The sequence below is a fragment of the Nocardioides sp. CCNWLW239 genome, from assembly GCF_037137035.1.
Lineage (GTDB): Bacteria > Actinomycetota > Actinomycetes > Propionibacteriales > Nocardioidaceae > Nocardioides.
This window is the reverse complement of record NZ_JBBBNW010000007.1, coordinates 104,861-129,241: the sequence shown is the minus strand read 5'-3', so window position 1 is coordinate 129,241 and position 24,381 is coordinate 104,861. Positions and strand designations below refer to the sequence as shown.

Annotated in this window: 22 protein-coding genes; 7 read left to right on the top strand and 15 right to left on the bottom strand. The window is 69.9% G+C overall.

Annotation, left to right across the window (positions count from 1 at the left end):
• Nucleotides 1-30: 30 nt before the first annotated feature.
• Nucleotides 31-1,281, bottom strand: a complete 1,251-nt coding sequence (locus tag WBG06_RS22915) for an FAD-binding protein (RefSeq protein WP_336739579.1) — start codon at nucleotides 1,279-1,281, stop codon at nucleotides 31-33.
• A 127-nt stretch (nucleotides 1,282-1,408) separates the two neighbouring features.
• Here WBG06_RS22915 and WBG06_RS22910 point away from each other — a divergent pair, with 127 nt between their 5' ends.
• Nucleotides 1,409-2,557, top strand: coding sequence for an endo-1,4-beta-xylanase (locus WBG06_RS22910; protein ID WP_336739578.1), 1,149 nt, complete (start codon nucleotides 1,409-1,411; stop codon nucleotides 2,555-2,557).
• 82 nt (nucleotides 2,558-2,639) lie between these two features.
• On the top strand, nucleotides 2,640-2,828 hold the full coding sequence (locus tag WBG06_RS22905; protein WP_336739576.1) for a hypothetical protein: 189 nt from the start codon (nucleotides 2,640-2,642) through the stop codon (nucleotides 2,826-2,828).
• An 11-nt stretch (nucleotides 2,829-2,839) separates the two neighbouring features.
• Here WBG06_RS22905 and WBG06_RS22900 read toward each other — a convergent pair whose 3' ends face one another.
• From WBG06_RS22900 to WBG06_RS22875, 6 genes are all read right to left on the bottom strand, one after another.
• Nucleotides 2,840-4,354: a CoA-acylating methylmalonate-semialdehyde dehydrogenase gene (locus WBG06_RS22900; RefSeq protein WP_336739574.1), complete on the bottom strand. Its 1,515-nt coding sequence runs from the start codon at nucleotides 4,352-4,354 to the stop codon at nucleotides 2,840-2,842.
• A gap of 19 nt (nucleotides 4,355-4,373) precedes the next feature.
• Entirely contained in the window at nucleotides 4,374-5,675 is a 1,302-nt protein-coding gene (locus WBG06_RS22895; RefSeq protein WP_336739572.1) for an aspartate aminotransferase family protein, read from the bottom strand.
• Between the two features lie 161 nt (nucleotides 5,676-5,836).
• Nucleotides 5,837-6,862, bottom strand: a complete 1,026-nt coding sequence (locus WBG06_RS22890) for a TIGR03842 family LLM class F420-dependent oxidoreductase (protein WP_336739570.1) — start codon at nucleotides 6,860-6,862, stop codon at nucleotides 5,837-5,839.
• Nucleotides 6,863-6,866: 4 nt separating this feature from the next.
• Nucleotides 6,867-8,300 carry a dihydropyrimidinase gene (gene hydA, locus WBG06_RS22885; protein WP_336739569.1) on the bottom strand — a complete coding sequence of 478 codons (1,434 nt, stop codon included), beginning with the start codon at nucleotides 8,298-8,300 and terminating at the stop codon, nucleotides 6,867-6,869.
• A gap of 17 nt (nucleotides 8,301-8,317) precedes the next feature.
• The gene (locus tag WBG06_RS22880; RefSeq protein WP_336739567.1) at nucleotides 8,318-9,166 is read right to left on the bottom strand and encodes a nitrilase-related carbon-nitrogen hydrolase; all 849 of its coding nucleotides are present in this window, start codon (nucleotides 9,164-9,166) and stop codon (nucleotides 8,318-8,320) included.
• 114 nt (nucleotides 9,167-9,280) lie between these two features.
• Nucleotides 9,281-9,580 (bottom strand): hypothetical protein, encoded by a 300-nt coding sequence (locus tag WBG06_RS22875; RefSeq protein ID WP_336739565.1) that lies wholly within the window; start codon nucleotides 9,578-9,580, stop codon nucleotides 9,281-9,283.
• A 273-nt stretch (nucleotides 9,581-9,853) separates the two neighbouring features.
• On the opposite strand from WBG06_RS22875, the gene WBG06_RS22870 reads away from it, so the two are divergent.
• Together WBG06_RS22870 and WBG06_RS22865 are read left to right on the top strand one after the other, a co-directional pair.
• A complete protein-coding gene (locus WBG06_RS22870) occupies nucleotides 9,854-11,131 on the top strand; it encodes a DUF445 domain-containing protein (protein ID WP_336739563.1) in 1,278 nt (425 codons plus the stop codon).
• A 161-nt stretch (nucleotides 11,132-11,292) separates the two neighbouring features.
• A complete protein-coding gene (locus tag WBG06_RS22865; RefSeq protein WP_442945501.1) occupies nucleotides 11,293-11,499 on the top strand; it encodes an RNA-binding S4 domain-containing protein in 207 nt (68 codons plus the stop codon).
• A gap of 66 nt (nucleotides 11,500-11,565) precedes the next feature.
• Here WBG06_RS22865 and WBG06_RS22860 read toward each other — a convergent pair whose 3' ends face one another.
• The 8 genes from WBG06_RS22860 to WBG06_RS22825 form a co-directional block, all read right to left on the bottom strand.
• Nucleotides 11,566-11,940 (bottom strand): FKBP-type peptidyl-prolyl cis-trans isomerase, encoded by a 375-nt coding sequence (locus WBG06_RS22860; RefSeq protein WP_336739558.1) that lies wholly within the window; start codon nucleotides 11,938-11,940, stop codon nucleotides 11,566-11,568.
• A gap of 6 nt (nucleotides 11,941-11,946) precedes the next feature.
• Nucleotides 11,947-14,565 carry a DUF4153 domain-containing protein gene (locus tag WBG06_RS22855; RefSeq protein WP_336739556.1) on the bottom strand — a complete coding sequence of 873 codons (2,619 nt, stop codon included), beginning with the start codon at nucleotides 14,563-14,565 and terminating at the stop codon, nucleotides 11,947-11,949.
• The gene (locus WBG06_RS22850) at nucleotides 14,562-15,263 is read right to left on the bottom strand and encodes a response regulator transcription factor (RefSeq protein WP_336739554.1); all 702 of its coding nucleotides are present in this window, start codon (nucleotides 15,261-15,263) and stop codon (nucleotides 14,562-14,564) included. Before WBG06_RS22850 ends, WBG06_RS22855 begins: the two co-directional genes overlap by 4 nt.
• A gap of 71 nt (nucleotides 15,264-15,334) precedes the next feature.
• Nucleotides 15,335-15,769, bottom strand: a complete 435-nt coding sequence (locus WBG06_RS22845) for a CBS domain-containing protein (RefSeq protein ID WP_336739553.1) — start codon at nucleotides 15,767-15,769, stop codon at nucleotides 15,335-15,337.
• A 56-nt stretch (nucleotides 15,770-15,825) separates the two neighbouring features.
• The gene (locus WBG06_RS22840; RefSeq protein ID WP_336739551.1) at nucleotides 15,826-16,698 is read right to left on the bottom strand and encodes an inositol monophosphatase family protein; all 873 of its coding nucleotides are present in this window, start codon (nucleotides 16,696-16,698) and stop codon (nucleotides 15,826-15,828) included.
• Nucleotides 16,699-16,811: 113 nt separating this feature from the next.
• Nucleotides 16,812-17,834 (bottom strand): ribosome small subunit-dependent GTPase A, encoded by a 1,023-nt coding sequence (gene rsgA / locus WBG06_RS22835; RefSeq protein WP_336739549.1) that lies wholly within the window; start codon nucleotides 17,832-17,834, stop codon nucleotides 16,812-16,814.
• Nucleotides 17,835-17,838: 4 nt separating this feature from the next.
• Nucleotides 17,839-19,122, bottom strand: coding sequence for a 3-phosphoshikimate 1-carboxyvinyltransferase (gene aroA / locus WBG06_RS22830; protein ID WP_336739547.1), 1,284 nt, complete (start codon nucleotides 19,120-19,122; stop codon nucleotides 17,839-17,841).
• Between the two features lie 85 nt (nucleotides 19,123-19,207).
• On the bottom strand, nucleotides 19,208-21,763 hold the full coding sequence (locus WBG06_RS22825; protein ID WP_336739545.1) for a sigma-70 family RNA polymerase sigma factor: 2,556 nt from the start codon (nucleotides 21,761-21,763) through the stop codon (nucleotides 19,208-19,210).
• A 375-nt stretch (nucleotides 21,764-22,138) separates the two neighbouring features.
• On the opposite strand from WBG06_RS22825, the gene WBG06_RS22820 reads away from it, so the two are divergent.
• The 3 genes from WBG06_RS22820 to WBG06_RS22810 are packed head-to-tail and all read left to right on the top strand — an operon-like array spanning nucleotide 22,139 to nucleotide 24,209.
• A complete protein-coding gene (locus tag WBG06_RS22820) occupies nucleotides 22,139-22,780 on the top strand; it encodes a hypothetical protein (protein ID WP_336739544.1) in 642 nt (213 codons plus the stop codon).
• 45 nt (nucleotides 22,781-22,825) lie between these two features.
• Nucleotides 22,826-23,569, top strand: a complete 744-nt coding sequence (locus WBG06_RS22815) for an SOS response-associated peptidase (RefSeq protein WP_336739542.1) — start codon at nucleotides 22,826-22,828, stop codon at nucleotides 23,567-23,569.
• 1 nt (nucleotide 23,570) lies between these two features.
• A complete protein-coding gene (locus WBG06_RS22810; RefSeq protein ID WP_336739540.1) occupies nucleotides 23,571-24,209 on the top strand; it encodes an alpha/beta hydrolase family protein in 639 nt (212 codons plus the stop codon).
• The last annotated feature ends 172 nt before the right edge of the window (nucleotides 24,210-24,381 follow it).

Here is a 24,381-nt window from a genome sequence, read left to right as displayed (position 1 = left end):
GGCAGTTCGCTACCGGACTACCCCGAAATGTCAGCCGAGCACCCGCTCCAGCCAGGCGTTCCAGAACCGGCGGTCCGGGTCGAAGCGGCGTGCCAGGCCTTTGAAGTCCTCCCAGCGCGGGAAGCCGGCGCCCGGGTCCTCGGTGGCGAAGAGCTTGCCCCAGTGCGGCCGGGTGCCGGTCGGGAGCCGCTGTTCCAGGTCGGGCAGCAGGGAGCGCACACCCTCCGGATCGGCGTTCCAGGTGAAGTGCAGCGCCAGCACGTCGGTGCCGTAGGCGGGGGAGAGCCAGAGGTCGTCGGCGGCGACGGCGCGGATCTCGCTCACCTGCAGCAGTGGCCGTACGCGGTCGGCGAGCGACCGGACGGCGTCGACCGCTTCCTGAGCGCGGTCGAACGGCACCAGATATTCGCTCTGCAGCTCCGCGCCGACGCTCGGCTGGAAGTCGAGCCGGAAGTGGGGCAGGCGCTGGTGCCACGGCCCCGGGACGCCGAGCTGCTCGGTGCAGGGGGCGGGGTCCAGACCGGGGACGACATGGCGAGGCTCGCTCGCCGGCACCGTCCCGGGGATCCCCGGCGTCGTCGAGCGCGACTTCACCCATACCCGGCCGACGGAGCCGTCCGGCTCGTCGGCCCAGCGGGTGAAGATCGACACCGAGTAGGCGGCTCCGAGGATCTCGGTGAGGTGTTCGCGCAGGTCTGCGTAGGTGAGTCCGTCGTGCACGGTCTGCGAGATCTGAAAGGTCGGTGAGGTGAGCAGCTCGAGGTGGGTCACGATGCCCAGGGCGCCGAGGCCGACCACGGCGCCGGCGAAGTCGGGCGAGCCGGCCTCCAGGCGCACCAGCTCGCCCCGGCCGTCGACGATCTCCACGGCGGTCACGGAGGTGGCCAGCGAGCCGTTGCCGAGCCCGGATCCGTGCGTGCCGGTCGCGACCGCCCCGGCGACCGAGATGTGGGGGAGCGAGGCGAGGTTGGGCAGCGCTCGACCGCGCTCCTCGAGCCAGGCAGCGAGCTCGCCGTAGCGCATCCCGCCGGTCACGCGGACAATGTCACCGGCCAGGGTCGGCGCCGACTCCAGGGCTTCGAGCGACACCAGCACCCCCGGTGTGTCCGCGAGGTCGGTGAAGGAGTGCCGAGACCCCAGGGCGCGCAGCCGTGGCTCGCGGAGCACGAGGTCGCGTACGTCGTCCACGGAGCGTGGCCGCACGAGCTCGCGAGCGGTGTAGTCGTAGCTGCGGGCCCACGTCGATCCGGGAGCGTCGAGGGCAGGGGTCTCGGAGCGCATGAACGGGATCGTAGCCGGAGAGCGGGCAGAGTGCGCATCAATGGAAAACGTTATCGACAACGATTGACAACGCTCCCTCGCTCACGCCAATCTGTGATGCCGATCACATCCCCTTCCTGGAGGCATCGTGAAGATTCGTCACCTGGCCGCGGCCGTCGCCGCAGCTTCGATTGCAGTCGCCGTCACCGCATCGTCCACCGCCCACGCTGAGTCCCGCGGGTTCCAGCCCCCGTCCGACTCGCTCCGCTCCTACGCCTCGCAGATCGGCCTCCGCGTCGGTGTCGCCGTCAATCCCGAGGTCCTGGCCGACAAGGAGCTCGCCGGCATCGCCGCCGACGAGTTCTCCAGCCTCACCCCCGAGAACGAGATGAAGTGGGAGACCGTCGAGCCCACCCGTGGCAGCTACGACTGGTCGGGTGCCGACGCTGTCGTCGAGTTCGCCGAGGCCCATGGCCAGAAGGTGCGCGGTCACACCCTGCTCTGGCACAACCAGAACCCGGCCTGGCTGACCGACGGTGTCGCCGACGGCACGATCAGCAAGGTCGAGCTGCGGGCGATCCTCCAGAAGCACATCACGGACGAGGTCAGGCACTTCCGCGGCAAGGTCTACCAGTGGGATGTCGCCAACGAGTTCTTCGCCGACTCCTGGAGCCCCGACCCCCTCCCCAACGGCATGAACGGCGACAACTTCTGGGTCAAGCACCTCGGCACCGGCATCGTCGCCGACGCCTTCCGGTGGGCCCATGCCGCCGACCCCAAGGCCCAGCTGTTCTACAACGACTACAACATCGCTGGCGAGGACGGTGACAGTGCCAAGTCGACCGCGGTCTACAACTGGGCCAAGAAGGCCATCGCCCAGGGCGTGCCCATTCACGGGATCGGCAACCAGGGCCACCTCGACACCCAGTACGGCTTCTCCGGCGAGCGGTTCCGCGCCGACCTGCAGCGCTACGCCGACCTGGGACTGAAGGTGGCGGTCACGGAGGCCGACGTACGCACCTTCGTCGACTCCGCCGAGACCCAGGTCCCGACGGACAACCTGGCACTCTTCGCGCACCCCTACGAGTTCTCCCAGATGCTCCAGGCCTGTCTCGCCGTACGAGCCTGCACCTCGTTCACGGTCTGGGGCATCGACGACAGCCACTCGTGGGTACCGGGCTGGTTCGAGGGGCAGGGCTACGCACTGCTCTGGGACGTGAACCGGCAGCCGAAGGAGGCCTACGCCACCCTGAAGCAGGATCTCCGGCTGGCCCTGGGGGCGCCGCGCCGGCGCTGAGGCGCGGCTCGGCCGTAGCGGCTCCCGGGCGCCGGTGGTCTACTTGAGTCCGAGCACATCGATCGATCTGAGCGAGGGGTAGATGAGCGAGTACGCAGCAGAGGCAGACCTCGAGGAGCAGGCGACCGACGTCGTCAAGACCACCGTCGACGACGAGGCGCCGCTGGACGCCGAGGAGAAGGTCACCTCGGCTCCGGACGACGTCGACGAGGCCGACTACGCCGAGCAGAAGCTCGACGCAGGCGGCCCCGACGACGACTACGACTACTGATCCGACGGCCCCTAGGAGTTCTGCGGGAACCCGAGGTTGATCCCGCCGTGCGAGGGGTCGAGCCAGCGAGTGGTGACGGCCTTCTCGCGGGTGAAGAAGTCCAGGCCGGCGGGGCCGTACGCCTTCGCGTCTCCGAACAGCGACGCCTTCCACCCGCCGAAGGAGTGGTAGGCCACCGGCACCGGGATCGGCACGTTCACACCGACCATCCCGACCTGCACCTCACGCTGGAACCGGCGGGCGGCGCCGCCATCGTTGGTGAAGATGGCGGTGCCGTTGCCGAACTGGCCGGAGTTGATCAGCTCCAGACCCTCCTCGTAGCCGGAGACGCGGACGACCGAGAGCACCGGACCGAAGATCTCCTCGGTGTAGACGGTCGACGTGGTCGGCACCCGGTCGATGAGGGTCGGCAGGATCCAGAAACCGTTGGGGTCGCCGTCGACCGAGCCCTCGGAATCCAGTGCCGCGCGGCCGTCGACGACGACCTCGGCCCCGTCGGCCGCAGCCACGTCGACATAGCTGGCCACCTTGTCGCGGTGGGCTCCGGTGATCAGCGGTCCCATGTCGGTGCCGCGCGTGCCGTCGCCGGTCTTGAGCGTGGCCATCCGCTCGGTCACCTTCTGGATGAGCGTGTCCGCCACCGAGTCGACCGCGAGCACCACCGAGATCGCCATGCAGCGCTCGCCGGCTGATCCGAAGCCGGCGTTGACCGCTGAGTCGGCGACCAGATCGAGGTCGGCGTCGGGCAGCACCAGCATGTGGTTCTTGGCTCCGCCGAGGGCCTGGACGCGCTTGCCGGCGGCGGTGCCGCGCTCGTAGACGTAGCGGGCGATCGGGGTGGAGCCGACGAAGGAGATCGAAGCGACGTCGGGGTTGTCGAGGAGGGCGTCGACCGCCTCCTTGTCACCGTGGACGACGTTGAACACACCGTCCGGAAGCCCCGCCTCGGCCCACAGCTCCGCGATCCAGTTGGACGCGCTCGGGTCCTTCTCCGAGGGCTTGAGGACCACCGTGTTGCCGGCCGCGATCGCGATGGGGAAGAACCACATCGGCACCATCGCGGGGAAGTTGAACGGGCTGATGATGCCCACCACGCCCAGCGGCTGCTTGAGCGTGGTCACGTCCACGCCGTTCGAGACCTGCTCGGAGACGGTGCCCTTGAGCAGGTGGGAGAGGCCGCAGGCGAACTCGACGACCTCGAGCCCCCGCGCGATCTCACCGGCCGCGTCGGAGAGCACCTTGCCGTGCTCGGCGGTCAGGATCTCGGCGAGCTCGCCCTTGCGGGCGTTGAGCAGCTCGCGGAACGCGAAGAGCACAGCCGTACGCCGCGTCAGCGAGGTCTCGCTCCACTCTTCATAGGCCTTCTTGGCCGCCGAGACGGCGGTGTCGACGTCGGCGGCCGCGGCGAAGCGTACGTGCTTCTGGACGGTGCCCAGCGCAGGGTTGTAGACGTCGCCCAGACGGGTGCCGGTGCCGGGGCTGGTGGCCCCGCCGATCCAGTGGTCGAGGATGGGGAGGTCGGTCATTTCATGCGTCCTTTGCGTGTTACAGCGAGCCGAGCACGTCGTCGTAGATCGAGATCGCCTCGGCGACCTCGTCGGGGGTGACGACGCACGGAGGCACCACGTGGATGCGGTTCTCCATGGTGAACGGGATCAGGTTGCGGGCGATCAGGTCGGACTTGATCCGGCCCATCGTGGCCGTGGGCAGCGGCTCCCGCGTCTCGCGGTCGGCGACGAGCTCGAGGGCCCAGAAGACCCCGGTGCCGCGTACCTCGCCGATCACGTCGTGCTTCTCGGCCAGCGAGGCGAGCCCCGGGGCGATGTGGTCGGTGCCGATGGTCGCGGCGTTGTCGACGATGCCCTCCTCGTTCATCGCCTCGATGGTCGCCACGATCGACGCCATCGCGAGCGGGTGGCCGGAGTAGGTGAGGCCGCCGGGGAAGACCTGGTCGTCGAAGGTCGCCGCGATCGGGTCGGAGATGATCACCCCGCCGGCGGGTACGTAGCCCGAGTTGACCCCCTTCGCGAACGTGATCAGGTCGGGGACGACGTCGTAGGCGTCCAGGGCGAGCCACTCGCCGGTGCGACCGAAGCCGGCCATGACCTCGTCGAGGATGAGCACGATCCCGAACTCGTCCGCCAGGGCGCGGACCCCGGGCAGGTAGCCCGGTGGCGGGATCATGATCCCGGCGGTTCCGGGGATGGTCTCGAGGAGGATCGCGGCGATCGTCGCGGGGCCCTCGGCCTCGATGACCCGGCGGAGGTGGTGCAGAGCGCGCTCGGACTCCTGCTCCGGCGTGGTCGCCCAGAACTCCGAGCGGTAGAGGTAGGGGCCGAAGACGTGCACGTGGCCGCGGGCGTACTCGTTCGGGATCCGCCGCCAGTCGCCGGTCGCGACGATCGCCGAGCCGGTGTTGCCGTGGTAGGAGCGGTAGGTCGAGAGCACCTTGTCGCGGCCGGTGTGGATGCGGGCCATCCGGATCGCGTTCTCGACCGCGTCGGCGCCGGCGTTGGTGAAGAAGACCTTGTTGAAGCCGACCGGTGCGATGTCGGTGATCCGCTCGGCCGCCTCGCCGCGTGCCAGGTTGGCCGTCGTCGGCGCGATCGTGGTCAGCGTCTCCGCCTGCTTCTTGATCGCCTCCACCACCCGGGGGTGCTGGTGACCGATGTTGGTGTTGACCAGCTGAGAGGAGAAGTCGAGATAGGTGTGCCCGGAGTCGTCCCACACCCGTGAGCCCTGGCCGCCGGCGATGACGAGCGGTTTCAGCGACCCCTGGGCGGACCAGGAGTGGAAGACGTGGGCTCGGTCGAGGTCGTAGGCACGGGCGTCGCTGGCGCTGGTCAAGGCTGTCCCCTGGGTTCGTGGATGGACATGGATCTGGATGCTCACTCTACGCCGGGATCGAGGAGGTCGCCGTCGATCCGGAATACTGATTACGACGGTATATCAGGACAAAGCCTACGTTTTCGCTACATTCTCATGCCTCATGCAACGAAATCGCGCGCTCAGATCTTCGCAGTCACCGGGCGGTTCACCTGCGGGATCACCAGATCGCCGTACGCGGCCAGGGTCTGATCCATCGCGTCGTGCTGCAGATAGACGGCGAACTGGTCGACGCCGAGGCGCTTGAGCTGCTCGAGCTTGGCGACCTGCTCCTCGACCGAGCCGAGGAGGCAGAACCGGTCGACGATCTCGTCGGGCACGAACCGGGTGTGGGTGTTGTCGGCCCGCCCGTGCTCGTTGTAGTCGTAGCCCTCGCGGCCCGCGATGTAGTCGGTGAGCGCCTGGGGGACCGCGCCGCTCCCGTACTTGGCGACGATGTCGGCGACGTGGTTGCCCACCATCCCACCGAACCACCGGCACTGCTCCCGGGCATGATCCAGCGCGTCGGGCGACCCGTCGGTGACGTACGCCGGGGCCGCCACGCAGAACGTCAGCGACTCCGGGTCGCGGCCGGCGTCGGTGGCCGCCTTCTTGACCGCCCCGATCATCCACTCGGTGATGTCGGGGTCGGCGAGCTGCAGGATGAACCCGTCGCCGACCTCCCCGGCCGCCTTCAGCGCGAGCGGGCCGTAGGCGGCGATCCACACCTCGAGCTCGGAGCGCTTGGCCCACGGGAACTGCAGCGTGGTGCCGTTGACCTCGACCGGTCGCCGATTGGCCAGCTCACGGATGACCTGCGTCGCCTCGCGCATCTCCCGGATCGTCGACGGCTTCCCGTTGAGCACCCGCACCGCCGAGTCGCCGCGGCCCATGCCGCACACGGTGCGGTTGCCGTACATCTCGTTGAGGGTCGCGAAGACCGACGCGGTGACGGTCCAGTCGCGGGTCGCCGGGTTGGTGACGAACGGGCCGACCTTGATCGTGCGGGTCTCGGCGAGGATCTGGCTGTAGATGACGTACGGCTCCATCCACAGCAGGTGGCTGTCGAACGTCCAGACGTAGTCGAAGCCGTAGGCCTCGGCCTGCTTCGCCAGCGAGACGACCCGCCAGGCGGGCGGGTTGGTCTGGAGGACGACACCGAAGTCCATGGCGTCACACCAGGTACTGCGACAGGTCGCGCTTCAGGTAGCTGCCGTGGCCTTTGGTGCCCGCGAACTCGCCGTCGGCGACCACCACGGAGCCGCGGGAGAGCACCACGTCGACGTGGCCGTCGATCTCGTAGCCCTCCCAGGCGGAGTGGTCCATGTTCATGTGGTGGGTTCGGCCCTCCCCGATGCCGATGGAGGTGTGGCCGGCCGGGTCGTAGACGACGATGTCGGCGTCGGCGCCCGGCGCGATGACGCCCTTGCGACCGTAGAGACCGAACATCCGCGCCGGCGTGGTCGCGATCAGCTCGACCCAGCGCTCGAGCGTGATCTGCCCGGTCACCACGCCCTGGTAGAGCAGGTCGACGCGGTGCTCGATCGAGCCGATCCCGTTGGGGATGGCCCGGAAGTCGTCCTTGCCGAGCTCCTTCTGCTCCTTCATGCAGAAGGGGCAGTGGTCGGTGGAGACCATCTGCAGGTCGTTGGTGCGCAGCGCCTGCCACATCGCGTCCTGGTGGCCCTCCGCGCGCGAGCGCAGCGGTGTCGAGCAGACCCACTTGGCACCCTCGAAGTCGCCCCACTCCTCCGAGGACGCACCGAGCTGCTCCTCCAGGGAGAGGTAGAGGTATTGCGGGCAGGTCTCGCCGAACACGTTCTTCCCCCGGTCGCGGGCGGTGGCCAGCTGCTCGACGGCCTGCTTGGCGCTGACGTGCACCACATAGAGCGGTGCCCCGGCCACGTCGGCGAGCATGATCGCGCGGTGGGTGGCCTCCTCCTCCATCTGCCAGGCACGGGCGATGCCGTGGTAGTAGGGGCTCGTCCTGCCGGACTCGGCCAGCTGCGCGGCGAGCACGTCGATCGCCGGCCCGTTCTCGGCGTGCATCATGGTCAGCAGCCCGTGGTCGGTCGCCTTCTGCATCGCCCGCAGGACCTGCGCGTCGTCGGAGTAGAAGACGCCCGGATAGGCCATGAACAGCTTGTAGGAGGTGATCCCCTCGTCCACGAGCGTGTCCATCGCCTTGAGTGCGTCGTCGTCGACCCCGCCGATGATCTGGTGGAATCCGTAGTCGATCGCGCAGTTGCCGGCGGCCAGCTCGTGCCAGCGCGCCAACCCGTCCTGGACGCGTTCTCCGTAGCGCTGCACCGCGAAGTCGATGATCGTCGTGGTGCCGCCCCAGGCCGCGGCCCGGGTGCCGGTCTCGAAGGTGTCGGAGGCGTTGGTGCCGCCGAACGGCAGCTGCATGTGGGTGTGGGCGTCGACGCCGCCGGGGATGACGTACTTCCCAGTCGCGTCGATGGTCACGTCGGCCTCGATCGGGCCGAACGGGCTGGAGCCGGGAGAGATGAGCGCGACGATCTTCTCCCCGTCCACCAGCACGTCTGCCTGGGTGCGCCCGGTCGAGGAGACGACCGTGCCGCCGGTGATCAGGGTGATGCTCATGCGGTGCTCCTATCCACTCAAGGTCGGGGGATAGCGGTGTACGAGTCGGGCCGCCGGTCGCGGTAGAACTGCCAGTCGTCGCGCATCTCCTGGACCATGTCCATGTCCAGGTCGCGTACGAGCAGCTCCTCCTTCTCGCCCGAGCCGAGCTCGCCGACGTAGTTGCCGCGGGGGTCGACGATCTGCGACATCCCGTAGAAGTTGACCGCCTCCGGGCCGTATTCGTTGTCCTCGAGGCCGACCCGGTTGGGCGCGAGCACGAAGTAGCCGTTGGCGACCGCGGCCGCGGGCTGCTCGATCTCCCACAGCCGGTTGGAGAGGCCGGGCTTGGTGGCGTTGGGGTTGAAGACCATGTGGGCCCCGTTGAGGCCGAGCTCGCGCCAGCCCTCGGGGAAGTGGCGGTCGTAGCAGATGTACATCCCGACCTTGCCGACCGCGGACTCGAAGACCGGGTAGCCCAGGTTGCCCGGGCGGAAGTAGAACTTCTCCCAGAACTTCTCCACGTGCGGCAGATGGTTCTTCCGGTACTTGCCGAGGATGGTGCCGTCGGCGTCGACGAGCACGGCGGTGTTGTAGTAGATCCCGACCTCCGCCTCCTCGTAGATCGGCAGCACCATCACCATGCCCAGCTCCTTGGCCAGGCTCGCGAAGCGCTGCACGATCGGTCCGTCGGCCGGCTCGGCGTAGCGGTAGTACTTCTTGTCCTGGGTGATCCCGAAGTAGGGCCCGTAGAAGAGCTCCTGGAAGCACATCACCTGGGCGCCCTGAGCGGCGGCGTCACGCGCGAAGCCCTCGTGCTTGTCCAGCATGGAGGCCTTGTCCCCGGTCCAGGTGGTCTGGCTGATTGCGGCTCTGACGATGGTCATGCGGCTACCTCCCCCTCCATAGAAACATGCCGCCGCGGCCCGTGGGGCCACGACGGCATTTCTTCAGGAACAATCTTTCCTGGAAGGAGGGGCGGTGCCTGAAAGTCTCTCGCTCTACGCGGCCGTGGCCGGATGACGTACGACCACGTGCTCGACGGCCTTGGCGAGCTCCTCGCGGAGCTCGGGCGCGAGCTGGGGGCAGTCGACGGAGAGGAACAGCTCCATCGCGGAGCGGGTCGCGCGAGCACGCTCACCGGCGGTGCCCTCCGGGAGGGTGGGCGCGATCTCCGCGAGGTGGGCACTCGTCTCGACCACGGTGTTGCAGTCGTGCGGGGTGAGCGGGGCGCGGGCTTCCCTGCCGGCGCGGACGAGGACGCTCAAGACCTCCACCTTGGCGGCGGTGGTCAACGACATAGCGCTCCTCGACGAGTCGAACAGATGCGAACCCACACTGTTCGCGTGGTGCGACGACATGTATCTCCTCGGTGGGACGTGTGCCTCCCCCGAGGCACTCTCGTCCACTCCAACGAACAGGGGAAGGGATCGGTGACGCCCTTGGCTGCTTTGTAACCCACCTGTGGGCCGACCAGTGAGTAACCTATAGAAACCCCCGTCTTGGTGTTGCAGTCCGGTGTTGCCCGGTGTCGCCGATCGCCGTCCGTGGAGCGACCCGGCACAATTGAGCCCATGAGTTCTCCTGGGGGCGCCGGCATCGGCGGCCTGATGGTCGAGACCGAGGCCGATGTCGTACGCCGCCAGGCACTGCGCCGCATGCGCATCGTCGCCACGGGACTGCTGGTCGTGGCCGCCATCGTCTATCTGCTGACCCTCCGGATGGACGGGTTCTGGGGTTTCGTGAATGCCGGAGCCGAGGCGTCCATGGTCGGCGCGATCGCCGACTGGTTCGCGGTGACCGCGCTCTTCCGGCATCCGCTGGGCCTGCCGGTGCCCCACACCGCGCTGATCCCGAAGCGGAAGGACGAGCTCGGGGCGAGCCTGGAGGAGTTCGTCCAGGACAACTTCCTGCAGGAAGAGACGATCCGTGAGCGGCTCGGCGTCGCGATGCCGTCGCTACGGCTCGCGCTGTGGCTCGCCGAGGAGCCCAATGCCAAGCGGGTCGTCGACGAGGTCTCGGTGGTCGTCGCCGACGGGCTGTCCCGGATCAGCAACCAGCACATCGTCGAGATCATCCAGGACGGCTTCGTCCCGCGCTTCCGAGAGGAGCAGATCGCCCCGCTCCTCGGTGGCATGATCCAGGCGGCGCTCGACGACGGCGTCCACCACGGACTGGTCGACCTGGCGCTGGTCGAGCTGCACGGCTGGCTCGAGGAGAACGAGGAGACCGTCACCGAGGTGCTCGGTGAGCGGGCACCCTGGTGGACCCCCCAGGTGCTGCGCGAGCCCGTGACCGCCCGCATCCATGTCGAGCTGGTCCGCTGGATCGCCGACATCCGCGACGATCCCGAGCACCGCGCCCGCAAGGCGATCGACGCCATGCTCGCCGACCTCGCCGACAACCTGCAGCACGACCCCGAGACCATGGAGCGCGCCGAGCGGCTCAAGGAGCGGGTGCTCGACCATCCCGGCGTCATCGACACCGCCATCTCCCTCTGGGACGCGCTGCGCCGCGCGCTGACCACCTCGCTGCGCGATCCCGACGGCGTCGTCCGCCGCCGTGCCCTGGACGAGGTCGTCCGCTACGCCCAGAAGGTCGTCCTCGACGAGACCCTCCAGCGCCGCTACGACGCGCTCGCCTCCGACGTGGCCGTCTACGTCGTCAAGCGCTACGGCCGCGAGGCCACCACCGTCATCACCCACACCATCCAGCGCTGGGACGGCAAGCAGGCCGCCCGCCGTATCGAGCTCTTCGTCGGCCGCGACCTGCAGTTCATCCGCATCAACGGCACCATCGTCGGCGGCCTCGTCGGCGTGATCATCCACGCCGTCGCCGTCCTGGTGACCTGAGCCTGCCGAACCTGCCGAGGCGTCACTCCCGTCGACCGAGACGTCACCTGATGACGTCTCGGCCGGCGGGAGCGACGCCTCGGCCGATTTTTGTGACGCCTCGGCGGGCGGGGGAGGATGTGAGGGTGAGCGAGCCCTTCGACGTACCCATCACCGACGAGATCATCCGGCTCGGTCAGTTCCTGAAGCTGGCCAACCTGGTCGAGACCGGGTCCGAGGCGCGGCCGGCGATCACCGCCGGCGAGGTGAAGGTCAACGGCGAGGTCGAGCTGCGCCGCGGTCGCCAGCTCCGCGTCGGGGACATCGTGGAGTACGCCGGTCAGGCCGCCCGGGTCTCGGACGAGGCCGACTTCGACGTCCCCTGGTGAATCCGGCCGGAACGAGCGCGAGGCGGTGACCCCGAAGGGTCACCGCCTCGCTGCGTACGGAGCTGCTTACTTCTCGACCTTGACCAGGTCGCAGAGGAAGACGAGGGTCTCGCCGGGCTTGATGACGTTGCCGGCACCGCGGTCGCCGTAGCCGAGGTGGGGCGGGATGACGAGCTGGCGGCGGCCGCCGACCTTCATGCCGAGGATGCCCTGGTCCCAGCCCTGGATGACCTGGCCGATGCCGACGCGGAAGTCGAGCGGCTCGCCACGGTTGTAGGACGCGTCGAACTCCTCGCCGGTGGACAGCGCCACGCCGACGTAGTGGACCGAGACGCGGTCGCGCTCGGTGGCCTCCTCGCCGTCACCGATGGTGATGTCCTTGATGACGAGGTCGGTCGGAGGGGTCGGGTCGACGAAGTCGATCTCAGGCTTCTGGCTCATGGCAGATCAGTCTACGTTTCGATTCTCGCTGGGGCACACCGCCGCCGTCGCGTCGTCGGCCCCGTCGCTCGCCGGCACGTGGTAGGTCGGGGTCAGCCCGTCGGCCCGCTCGCGACCGAGGTTCCACTCCAGCCAGTCGCCCTGGCGGTCGTTGGGCCCGAGGACGCACGCGCGCAGGTCGTCGGGCAGCTTCTCGAGGGCAGGCACCGCGTCATCGCTGAGCCCGGAGAGGAAGTCGGTGTCGATCTTCCCGGTCTCCTCGTAGCGGGTGACGTTGTGCTCGGCGATCCATCCGTCGGGGTTGATGGCGGCGATCCCGAGCAGCGCGACCGCACCGCTGACCAGCGCGAACCGGCCGAGCCAGAGCTTGCGGCCGAGCGCCCCGCCGGCCACCGCGGCGACGAGCCCGGCGATCACCAGCAGCCCCAGCCAGGCCTCGAAGACGTCGACGAGCAGGCGGAGCTGCGTGAAGCCGTACGCCTCCTGGTAGAGGTGCATCCGATACAGCGCCGATCCGACGACGACCAGCGCCTCGGCGGCCAGCAGCCCGAGCGCCGCTCGCAGCCACAGCCGGTCGGCGAGGGTCTCCACCGGCGCCTTGCGGGCCGCTGCCCAGATCACCAGCAGGGTCAGCGCGGTGGCGACGGTGAGCTGGCCGAAGCCCTGGTGCACGTACTCCGCATACGTCAGCCCGGTGGTCTCACGCAGGTAGTCCTCGCCGCCGAAGACGGCGGCGGCCTGCGCGGCCAGGAACGCGGCGAAGACGGCGACCACGACGCCGACCGGAGCCAGCCACTCGTAGCGGTTGGCGACAGGCTGGGACGTACGCTCGCTGCGGTCGATCCGGGGCGGGTTCACGGCCAGGTACGCGGCGCCCAGCACCACCCCGAAGACGAAGACGGTCATGAAGATCCGAGCCGCGAAGGTGTCAGGACGTACGTCCGGCACGAACCGGTCGACCCAGCTGCCCAGCACCGCGTCGGCGGTGGTGAACAGGAGCCCGAAGATGATCAGACCGAGCAGCGAGAGCACCGTGGTGCGCGCGACCGCAGCGCCGTGCCCGTGGCCGGAGACGCTGGTCAGCGTGCGGCCGAGCCACGGGATCCCGCGCAGCCCGGCCAGCGGCCAGGAGATCCCGGTCAGGATGATGCCCAGCAGCGTCCGCGCGCCGGTCGAGGCACACAGCAGCACCGCGATCGCGGTGATCAGGCACAGGACGACGATCCACTCGGCGTCGCGGAAGACGGCGACCGAGGAGAGCAGCGCGAAGAGCACGTAGCAGACGATCGAGAACCCGGTACGCCGCTCCCGACCCGCCAGCATCACCACCCCGCCGGCGGCGAGCAGCACGATGACGGTGCCGAGCCCGGCGTTGCGGTCGGGAATGAGCAGACCGCCCAGCAGGCCGGCGACCACGGCGCCGATGAAGAGCCCGAACCGTCCGGCGACACCGGAGTCGGGCCAGTAGGTGCCGAAGATGTCGTCGAGGACGGACGGGGTGGCGGCCGCGGTCCCGGGTCTCGTGACCGGGGCGGCGGGCGGGATCGGCTCGGCAGGCTCGGCCGGCCGGGGAGTGGTGGGCATCGGGTGCTCCTCCTGGGTGGGGGTGAGGTGATGGGTCACGGTGCGGGCCGGTGGCCGCAGCGGAAGATCGACGCGCACGCGGGCACCTGCGGTGCCGGGCAGCGGGTCGAGGAAGGCGATGGTGCCGCCGTGCAGGTCGGTGACCCACCGGGCGATGGCGAGCCCGAGCCCGGTCCCGCCGCCCTCGGCGGATGCGCTGAGGGTGCCGAAGGGCTCGAAGACGCGCTCCCGGTCGGCGACCGGGACGCCGGGCCCGGAGTCGAGGACCTCGAGGTGGTAGCGCTCGCCGTCGAGGCCGGCCCGCACGGTGACGGCACCGTCTCGCGGACTGTGCCGGGAGGCGTTGTCGAGGAGATTGACGACGAGCTGGCTGAGCCGATCCGGGTCGGCATCGACGACGAGCGAGGCCGGCGCGTCGATCTCGTAGGTCACCGGACGCCCGTTGACCCGAGCCTCGGCGACGCAGGCCTCGAGCAGCGGGCCGAGGTCGACCGACGAGGTGCTCAGCGGTGCCTTGCCGGCGTCGACGCGCGCCAGGTCGAGCAGGTCCTCGACCAGGCGGCTCAGGCGTTCGGCCTGCCCGAGCGCGGTCTGCAGGGCGGCCGGCTCGGACCCGACCCCGTCGACGAGGTTCTCCAGGACGACGGTGAGGGCCGCCAGCGGCGTACGCAGCTCGTGGGAGACGTTGGCGACGAGCTCCCGGCGTTGGCGGTCGACGGCGCCGAGATCGCTGGCCATGGTGTTGAACGCGCGGCCCAGCTGGCCGACCTCGTCGGCGCCGCCGGCCGGCACCGAGACCGAGTAGTCGCCGCGGGCCATCTGCCGGGCCGCGAGGGTCATCTGCCGCAGCGGCGAGGTCATCCCGACCGCCAGCAGCTGGGTGACGGCGAGCGCGATCCCGATCGTGACCGGGATCGAGATCCACGGCGAGACCCCGGCGACCCGACCGACGGAGGCGACGACCGCTGCCACCAGCGCGCTCGCGGCGACCAGGAGCCCGAGCTTGACCTTGATCGAGGAGACCCGTTCCAGCGGGGTCATTCGCCGGCCTCCAGCGCGTAGCCGACGCCGTGCACGGTCCGGATCCGCGCGGACCCGATCTTGGCGCGCAGCCCCTTCACGTGGCTGTCGACGGTGCGGGTGCCCGAGGCGTCGCTCCAGCCCCACACCTCGGCGAGCAGCCGCTCGCGGGTGACCACCGCGCCCGGGTCGGCGGCCAGGCAGGCCAGCAGGTCGAACTCGGTCGGCGTGAGCCTGACCTCGGCCTCGTCGACCCACACCCGCCGCGCCGCCGGATCCAGCCGCAGACCTCCGATCTCAGCCGTACGCCGCGGCGACGCGGCCAGCTCGGCGGCCCGCTCCACCCGCCGCAGCAGGGCGTTGACCCGAGCGACCAGCTCGCGGGCCCGGAACGGCTTGGTGAGGTAGTCGTCGGCCCCGACTCCGAGCCCGACCAGGATGTCGGCCTCGTCGACGCGCGCGGTGAGCATGAGCACCGGCACCGGACGTACGGCCTGGATCCGGCGGCACACCTCCAGACCGTCGTAACCGGGGAGCATGACGTCCAGGACGACAAGATCGGGCGAGGTCTCCTCGAAGGAGGAGACCGCCCCCGGCCCGTCCCAGGCCCGGACGACGTCGTACCCCTCGGCGGTGAGCCGGTCCGAGACGGCCTGGTTGATGATCGGCTCGTCCTCGACGACGAGGATCCGGCGCGCGACGCTCACATGTTCTGGCACATGCTCAGGCTAGAAGCCCGAGCGGCCGGAAAGGCTGCAGAAGTTGTGCAGGTCCTGTGAAGAAGCGACCCCTACGTCTGGTGAACGTAGGCCTCGAGCTGGTCGCGCTCGAAGGCGAGCTGGTCGATGCGGTGCTTGACCAGGTCGCCGATGCTGACGATCCCGACCAAGCCGCCGTCAGCGGATACCACCGGCATGTGCCGGATGCGGCGCTTGGTCATGATGCCCAAGATGTCGTCGATGGTGGCCTCGGGATCGCAGGTCTCGACCTCGGCGGTCATGATCGAGGAGACCTCGGCGGCGAGCAGCGCGTCGTTCTCGTGGAGTCGACGCACCACGTCGCGCTCGGAGACGATCCCGGCCACGGCGGTGCCGTCGCTGCTGACGACGCAGGCTCCGATGCCGTGGTCGGCGAGCACTCCGAGCAGGTCACGCACGGTGGCGGTTGATGCGATCGTGACGACTTCAGCGATCGCCTTGCGAGTGAGTACGTCCGCGATCTTCATGAATCAACGGTAGCGGCTGTGACAGGCGTCACGCCAGAGGTTGGTGTGGCGGCGCGCTATTCGCTTGCCGGACGACGGAACGCGGTGACAGACCCCGGCTGAGCGGCCGGCCAGTCGGCGTCGTTGCTGCCGTCGGGCAGCCCGCCGAGGAACGAGAGCACCGCATCGTGCAGGTGACCGTTGGTGGCCAGCGCGTTGCCGCCCCACGGGCCCGGGTCGCCGGCCAAGGAGGAGAAGGACCCGCCGGCCTCGCGCACGATGATGTCCAGCGCGGCCATGTCGTAGACCTCGAGCTCCGGCTCGACGGCGATGTCGACGGCGCCCTCGGCGACGAGCATGTAGGACCAGAAGTCGGAGTAGGCCCGGGTGCGCCAGCAGCTGCGCATCAGCGCCAGGAAGTCCTCGAGCCGGTCGCGCTCCTCCCAGCCGTGCAGCGAGGAGTAGGACATCGAGGCGTCCTCGAGACGACGGACGTCGGAGACCTGGCAGCGGGTCGACTTCATCAGCGACTTGCCGGTGTGGGCGCCCTGACCCTTCGCCGCCCACCAGCGCCGCCCGAGCTGCGGAGCGGAGACGACCGACATCACGACCTCGTTGTCGACCGCGAGCGCGATCAGGGTCGCCCAGACCGGCACCCCGCGCACGAAGTTCTTCGTCCCGTCGATCGGGTCGACGATCCAGCGTCGGCTGGACGAACCGGAGGAGCCCGACTCCTCTCCGGTGATCGCGTCACGCGTGCGCGCGCGGGAGAGCGTGCGCCGGATCGACTCCTCCACCGCCTTGTCCGCGTCGGAGACGGGGGTGAGGTCGGGCTTCGTCATGACGTGCAGGTCGAGCGCCTTGAACCGCGACGTCGACAGCGAGTCGGCGTCGTCGGCCAGCAGGTGCGCCAGCCGCAGGTCGTCGTTGAAGTCAGGAGTGCTCGCCACGATGATCCACTCTAGTGGCTGGGACGCCGCCGCGAAGCCTCCCCTGGTAACCGGTTCGCCACGAAAACACCGCCGGGGGCATCCTGATCCACGGAGTCCGGGACGCCACCGGGTCAGAGCGCGTACGTCGGCACCGACCGCGCTTCGAGCAGACGCCGGAACGAGGCGACCCGTTCCGGATCGAGCCGGCCGGCCTCGATCGCGGCGTCCAACCCGCACTCCGGGGCGTCCGCCGCGTGCGAGCATCCGCGCGGGCACTCGGCCGTCGCCTCCTGCAGGTCCGGGAAGGAGACGATGAGCCGTTCCGGCTCGACGTGGGCCAGCCCGAACGTACGGATCCCCGGGGTGTCCACGATCCAGCCCCCACCGTCGGCAGAGTCCGGAAGCCGCAGCATCAAGGCCGAGGTGGAGGTGTGCCGGCCGCGTCCGGTGACTGCGTTGACGTGCCCGACCTCGCGCCCGGCGTCGGGGACGATGGCGTTGACCAGCGTCGACTTGCCGACGCCGCTGTGCCCGAGCAGCACCGACGTACGTCCCTCGAGCTCGCTCTGCAACGCACTCATGTCGCCGCCGCGCTGGGTCACGACCCACGGCACACCCAGCGACCGGTAGATCGACACCAACGACTCCGGGTCGGCCAGGTCGGCCTTGGTGATGCACAGCAGCGGGTCGATGCCCGCCTCGTAGGCGGCCACCAGCGCGCGGTCGATGAACCCCGTGCGCGGCTCCGGGTCGGCGATCGCGGTGACGATCACCAGCTGGTCGGCGTTGGCGACCACGACCCGCTCTACGGGGTCGTCGTCGTCAGCCGTACGCCGCAGCACCGTCTCCCGTGGCTCGACCTCGACGATCCGGGCCAGCGTGCCCTCCGCGCCGGAGGTGTCACCGACGACCTTGACCCGGTCACCCACGACCACCCCCTTACGGCCGAGCGGGCGGGCCTTGACCGCCCACACCTCGACGTCGGGGGCAGCGTCCATGACCAGCGTGAACCGGCCACGGTCGACCGTGATCACCCGGCCGAGGTCCGCATCGTCATAGCTGGGCCGGTCCTTCGTACGCGGCCGGGTGCGGCGCCGCGGACGGTCGTAGTGCTCGACGTCCTCGGTCCCGTAGCGCCGCTGTGCCTTCGCCATGTCGTCAGAACAAGCCGGCCCAGAAGGGCGCGAAGTCGGTGAAGGTCTTGGAGGTGGTGGTGATGTTCTCGACCAGGACGTCCTCGACGGCCGCCCCGATGATCACGCCGGCGTGAGCCATCCGGTGGTCGGCGTAGGTGTGGAACACCCCGCCGTGCAGGGTCGCCGGCCGGATCGTCAGACCGTCGGGGTGCTCGGTGACGTCGGCCCCCAGCGCGCCCAGCTCGCGCGCGAGCGCGGCGAGACGGTCGGTCTCGTGGCCACGGATGTGGCCGATGCCGGTCAGGTGCGAGGGCGTCTCGGCGAGGGCACAGAGCGCTGCGACGGCGGGGGTGAGCTCGCCGATGTCGTGCATGTCGAGGTCGATCCCGGTGAGCTTCTCCGGCCCGGTCACGGTGAGCCCGTCGCCGGAGACGGAGACCTCGCACCCCATCAGCGAGAGCACCTCGCGCAGCTGGTCGCCGGGCTGGTCGGTGGCCTGCGGCCAGTCGCGCACGGTCACGGTGCCGCCGGAGACCGCCGCCAGTGCCAGGAACGGAGCCGCGTTGGACAGGTCCGGCTCGATGGTGCGGTCCAGGGCCTTGATCGGCCCGGGCGCCACGGTCCAGCGGTTGGCATCTGAGTCGTCGACCGCGACGCCGTGCTCACGGAGCATCGCGACCGTCATGTCGATGTGGGGGAGCGAGGGCACGGGCTTGCCGTCGTGGCGTACGTCCACCCCCTGCTCGTAGCGCGCCCCGGCCAGCAGCAGCGCGCTGATGAACTGGCTCGACGCCGAGGCGTCGACCACCACGGTCCCGCCCGGCACGGCACCGCTGCCATGGATCGTGAACGGCAGCGCCTCACCGTCGATCGTGACCCCGAGGTCGCGGAGCGCCCGGAGCACCTCGCCGACCGGACGGTTGCGCATGTGCGGGTCGCCGTCGAAGGCGATCGTGCCGGTGGAGAGCGTGGCCACCGGAGGTACGAACCGCATCACCGTCCCCGCCAGCCCGCAGTCGATCTCGGCGTCGGAGCCGAAGGATCCGGGCGTCACGACCCAGTCGTCCCCGGAGGTGTCCACCCGCGATCCCAACGCCGTCAGGGCGGCCGCCATCAGCAGCGTGTCGCGCGACCGCAAGGCACGACGTACGACGCTGGGCCCCTCCGCGATCGAGGCCAGCAGCAGCGCGCGGTTGGTGAGCGACTTGCTCCCGGGCAGCGACACCGTCGCCGTCACCGGCTCGTGCGCTCGGGGCGCCGGCCAGGGGTCCGCGATGTCAGCTGCACGGTCGGTCGTGGAAGTCACGTACCAACCTTAGTGTCTGCGACCTGCGAAAACCGCAGCGCGTCCGCTGGCCGAAGCCGACGGACGCGCGTTGAGCGGATGTGGATCAGTCGAACCCGATCGCCTTCAGGAAGTCCTTCCAGGTCAGTCCGCCCGTGCTGGCGTCGGCCTTCTTCTCAGGAGCGACGGTCGGCGTCTCATCGGGGTCGGCGGTGTTGCTGGGCGCGCCGGGAGCGCTGGAGCTGTCCTCCGGGTCGGCCGAGCTGCTGGACGGAACCGGCTGCTGCGGCGGGTCGGGTGTCCCGGGTGCGGTCGGATGCGGCGGCACCTCCGGCGTACCGGTCGGCGTCGGTGTCGGTGTCACCGTCGGTGTCGGGGTCTCGGTCGGAGACGGCGTCACGGTGGGCGACGGAGAGGGAGTCGGCTCAGGCGCCGTGCCCGAGTCGCCGACCTGGTCGTTCCCGGAGGCGGGGTCCACGTAGCCGACGGCGGTGAGGTTCGCCTCGAAGGTCCAGTCGCCGGCGGGGACGAAGTCCAGGTGGAGGACGTCCTGGCCGTTGTCCGCGCTGGTCAGGGTGCACTCACCCTCGACGACGCCGTTGTCGGGTGCCGGCGGAGCCTGCGACTCCGAACAGGCCCACGACTGCGAGCCGGCAGGCCCCGGGTACGGATCCGCGACACCGGTCATCCGGTAGCGCAGGGTCGAGGTGCGACCGCCCTCGGGGATGCCGTCGGCCGTGACCAAAAGGTGCTCATAGGTGGGGTAGGACATGCTGTCGAGGCTGACCGAGGAGTCGCGTACCTCCTCGAGAGTCACCGTGACGGTAGCCACATCCTCGCCGCCGTGGCCGTCCGAGACCCGATAGGTGAAGGTGTCGCTGGAGCCGGCGTAGTCCTCGTCCATCGTGTATTCGACCTTGCCGTCGACCTTCGTGGCCTCGCCGTGTGCCGGCTGCTCGACGATCCCGACCAGCTCGAGCGTGTCGCCGTTGACGTCGTCGTCGTTGCGGAGCACGTCGATGGTGGTCTCGGCCGACCGGCCCTGGTTGCCCTGGCCGACGCCGTTGTTGCCGTCCTCGACGACCACCTGTGCCTTCGCGGAGTCGTTGACGGCGTCCGGGGCAGCGTTGGGCGTGGTCACGTCCACGGTGCCGGCGACCTCGCCGCCGTTGCCGTCGGTGAGGACGTATTCGATGGCCGCGGTCCCACGCCAGCCCTTCTTGGCCTGGTAGGTCACTGTCGTGACAGGCTCGTCGGCCATCCGCAGGCCGCCGAAGACCATGCCGCTGACGTTGCCGCCCTTGCCGCCGGACGGGGCCGTGCCGCCCAGGGTGACGGTGCCGGCCTCCTCGGGGACGGTGGCCGACTTGACCGAGAGCGGGTCGCCGTCGGCATCGCTGGCGCCCTGGGTCAGGTCGATGACCGCTTTGCCGCCGGGCGCGACGCTCACGGCGGGCAGGGGCGAGGTGATGACCGGAGCCTCTTGCGCCGGTGCAGTGTCGGCCGGCTGGTCGGCCGGCTGGTCGGCGGGCGGGGCGGCCGGCTGGTCGGCCGGCGGAGCCGCGGGCGGGGCGGCGGGAGGCGCTGCCGCGGGTGGCGGCGCTGCCGGCTTGGGCGCGGGAGGCGCGGCGGGATCAGCCGGTGCAGCCGGATCGGCCGGATCCGCAGGTGCCTCGGCGGCAGGCTCGTCGGCGGTCGGCTGCTTCGGCGCCGGGTCCCCGCCGGTGAGCGCGAACCCGGCGACGACGGCCGCAGCGGCCGCGACACCGGTCGCCCCTGCGACCGTACGTCCCACCGGATCGCCCAGCACCCAGTCCCGGACGCGTCCGAAGAAGAGCAGCACGCCGCCCTTGGCGGCGACACCGCCACCGACAGCGAGGTAGCCCGCGCCCGCGGCACCGAGCAGAGCCGGTGCGAGCCAAGCACCCATACCGGAGTTGACCTCGGTGAGCTCGAGGTAGATCGCGGTGCACGGGCGGCAGTCCTGCAGGTGGTCGTCGACCTTCTTCGAGTCGCGCTTGGACAGGCCGTTGCGGATATAGGCGCCCAGGTTGGCGCGCGTCGTCGCGCAGGCCTCCTCGCCGGCATCCTGCGCGTGCATGGAGATGAAGGCCTGCTTGAGGCCCTCGCGCGCCCGGTAGGCGAGCGCGGAGACCGAGTTGGCCGACATGCCGAGCATGGGCGCGATCTCGGCCGGCTTCTGGCCCTCGACCTCGGTGTGCCACAGCACCTGCTGCCAGCGCTCGGGGAGCTGCTGGAACGCCCGCGCGGCCGCCTGGTTGTCGAAGCCCGAGACCGCGGTGTCCTCGAAGGGGACGCCCGGGTCGAACGGGGTCAGGTCGTCGGTCGTGGTGAGCTTCGAGGCAGCGCGGATCTTGTCCACGTGGAGCCGGCGCAGCGAGGTCAGCAGGTAGGCGCGGAACGCCAGGTCCGGGCCGCCGCCGCGCTGCAGCACGTTGAGCACCTTGGCGAACGCCTCGGAGACGAGGTCGTCGACGTCGCCCGCCGACACCAGCTGGCGGGCGAGACGGCGCGCAGACTCGACGTGGCGCTCGAACAGAGTCCCGTAGGCATCCAGGTCGCCACCGCGTACGGCGGTGATCAGCTCGGCGTCGCCCGGGGCGTCGAGGGTCGGTAGAGAGGTGGGGGTCGTTTCGCTCACAGCACCAGAGACGTTAGAGGGACGGAGGTATGACGCAGGTTGCGCCATCGGCAGACATACGTTGTGCTAACGGCAGCCGTGGCCAGCACGTCACGCCCACCTCCCCGGGATCTGACAAAAGTTTCCGAGAAACCCGGAAAAGGCGGGTCTCTATCGCGTCATGGTTGCCGATTTCACACGTCAAGTCCATGTGAACGCGCTGTGGATCGGCTCGTCCACCACTGTATCCATGACCTGACAACTTCGAGCGAGGAACGACGACAACGCCAGGAAACACGAGGAAAGAGGTGAGTTGTGCGGCTGTTCTCCGGGGGTCGGCGTGCGCGTGCGTCCACCCCGCCTGAGATCACAGAGCTCACCGAGGAGCAGCGCGCGGTGCTGCCCCCTCGTTTCGAGGCCGTTGCCGAAGCGCTGGCCGATCGAAGCAGCTACGTCGCCGAGGCCTGCTGGGTGGTCGGTCACGACCTGGCCGAGACCGGTGTCTCGCTCGGGGAGGGTCTCGAGGACCTCCGGACGACGACCCAGACCGTCGAGAGCCGCGATCCGGCCTTCGCCGAGGTGCATGCGCTCTCGGTCGCCTGGAGCGAGGCGACCCTCGGCTATCTGCACACCATCTCCTGCGCCGACCCGCTCACCGGCCTCTCCACCCTCGCCCACGTCCGCGAACGGATCTCGGATCTCTACCGCGAAGCCAAGGCGTGCAGCCACGCGCTCGTCGTCACCGACGCTCACCTCCCGGGTACGCCGGGTGGGAAGACCGACAGCATCGCCACCGCACGCCGGATGTCGCTGCTGGGCCAGACCGCCCGTTCGGTCTTCGCCGGCGCCGCAGCCGTCGGACAGGTCGGCCACAGCCGGATGATCGTGGTCGCGGCACGCGACGAGACGCTGGTCAGAAGGCTCGGTCTCCTCAAGCGGATGGTCGAGCACAGTGCCGACCGGATCTGGATCGAGGGGCTTCCTGAGAACGACACGTCGGCCGGCTTCCTGCTCGACGAGCTCGCCCGCGGAGCCTAGGAGATACCGGGCAACACGGCGCTCACCCGGCGCTATGGTGAACGTATGTGCGGTCGTTACGTGTCCAGCCGCCAACCCGACGAGCTGGCCGAGGAGTTCGAGATCGATGAGCTGCGCCTGCAGGAGCCGCTGACCGAGAGCTACAACGTGGCGCCGACCGACGACGTCTACGCCGTCCTCGAGCGTCCGCCGCGCGAGGACGACGAAACCAGCGAGCGCCAGCTCCGCTCCGTACGTTGGGGGCTGGTGCCGTCCTGGGCCAAGGACGTCAAGATCGGCAACCGGATGATCAACGCCCGCATGGAGACGGTCGCCGACAAGCCCGCCTACCGTCGGGCCTTCGCCAAGCGCCGCTGCCTGCTCCCGGCGGACGGCTACTTCGAGTGGTATGCCACGGACGCCGTCGATCAGAAGGGGAAGCCGCGCAAGCAGCCCTACTTCATCACCCCGAAGGACGGGGGAGTCCTGGCGATGGCCGGCCTCTACGAGCTGTGGCCCGACCCGGCCAAGGCCGAGGACGACCCCACCCGGTGGCTGTGGAGCTGCACGGTGATCACCACCGAGGCCGAGGACTCCTTGGGTCGGATCCACGACCGGATGCCGCTCATGGTGGAGCGTGAACGCTGGGACCAGTGGCTCGACCCGACCCGTCCAGGCGACCTGGAGCTGCTGACCCCGGCGTCGCCGGGTCGGTTGGAGGCCTATCCGGTCTCGACGCTGGTGAGCAACGTACGCAACGACGGTCGCGAGCTCATCGAGCCGCTACCGCTCGAGGAAGCCTGGGGCTGACATGGGTGGCACCACGACGCAGATGATCGACACGCCCTACGGCGAGGGCCGGCTCTACACCCGCCGGGCGCGGCGGCCACAGGCGACGCTGCTGCTCTCCCACGGCGCCGGCAACGGGATCGACACCCACGACCTGATGGCGCTCAACGACGCGCTGCCGGCCCAGGGGATCACCGTGGTCCGCTTCGAGCAGCCCTGGCGCGTCAAGGGGAAGCCGGTCGCGACACCGCCCAAGTCCCTCGATGCGGCGTTGACCCTGGCGGCCAACTGGATGCGGGTGCGTACGCCGCTGGTGGTCGGCGGCCGTTCCGCGGGCGCCCGCTCGGCGGTCCGCACGGCGCGCGGCTTCGGCGCTGCCGGGGCGCTCTGCCTGGCCTTCCCGCTGCACCCGATCGGCAAGCCGCACATCTCGCGCGCCCACGAGCTGCTGGAGGCCCGGGTGCCGACCCTGGTGCTGCAGGGCACCCGGGACCGGTTCGGCAGGCCCGAGGACTTCCCCGAGAGCGTCGAGGTCACCCCGATCCCGGGTGCGGACCACTCGCTCGTCGTCGGCAAGCGGAGCCCGGTCACCCAGGCCGACGCCGACGCCATCCTGGTCGAGTCCACCCTGGAGTGGCTGGTCCGCGAGGTCATCGCCTAGGCCGTGTCTCCCAAAGACACGGCGGCCGCGAGCGGCGTTTCGGGCCGATCTGGCAAGGCGTCCGCCGCGAAGACATCCTGACGGCTTTCGAGTGGCGGCAACGCAGCCAGATCGGATGCGAAACGTCGCGTAGCGGGCGTGGATTTGGGAGACACGGCCTAGACAGGTTTCC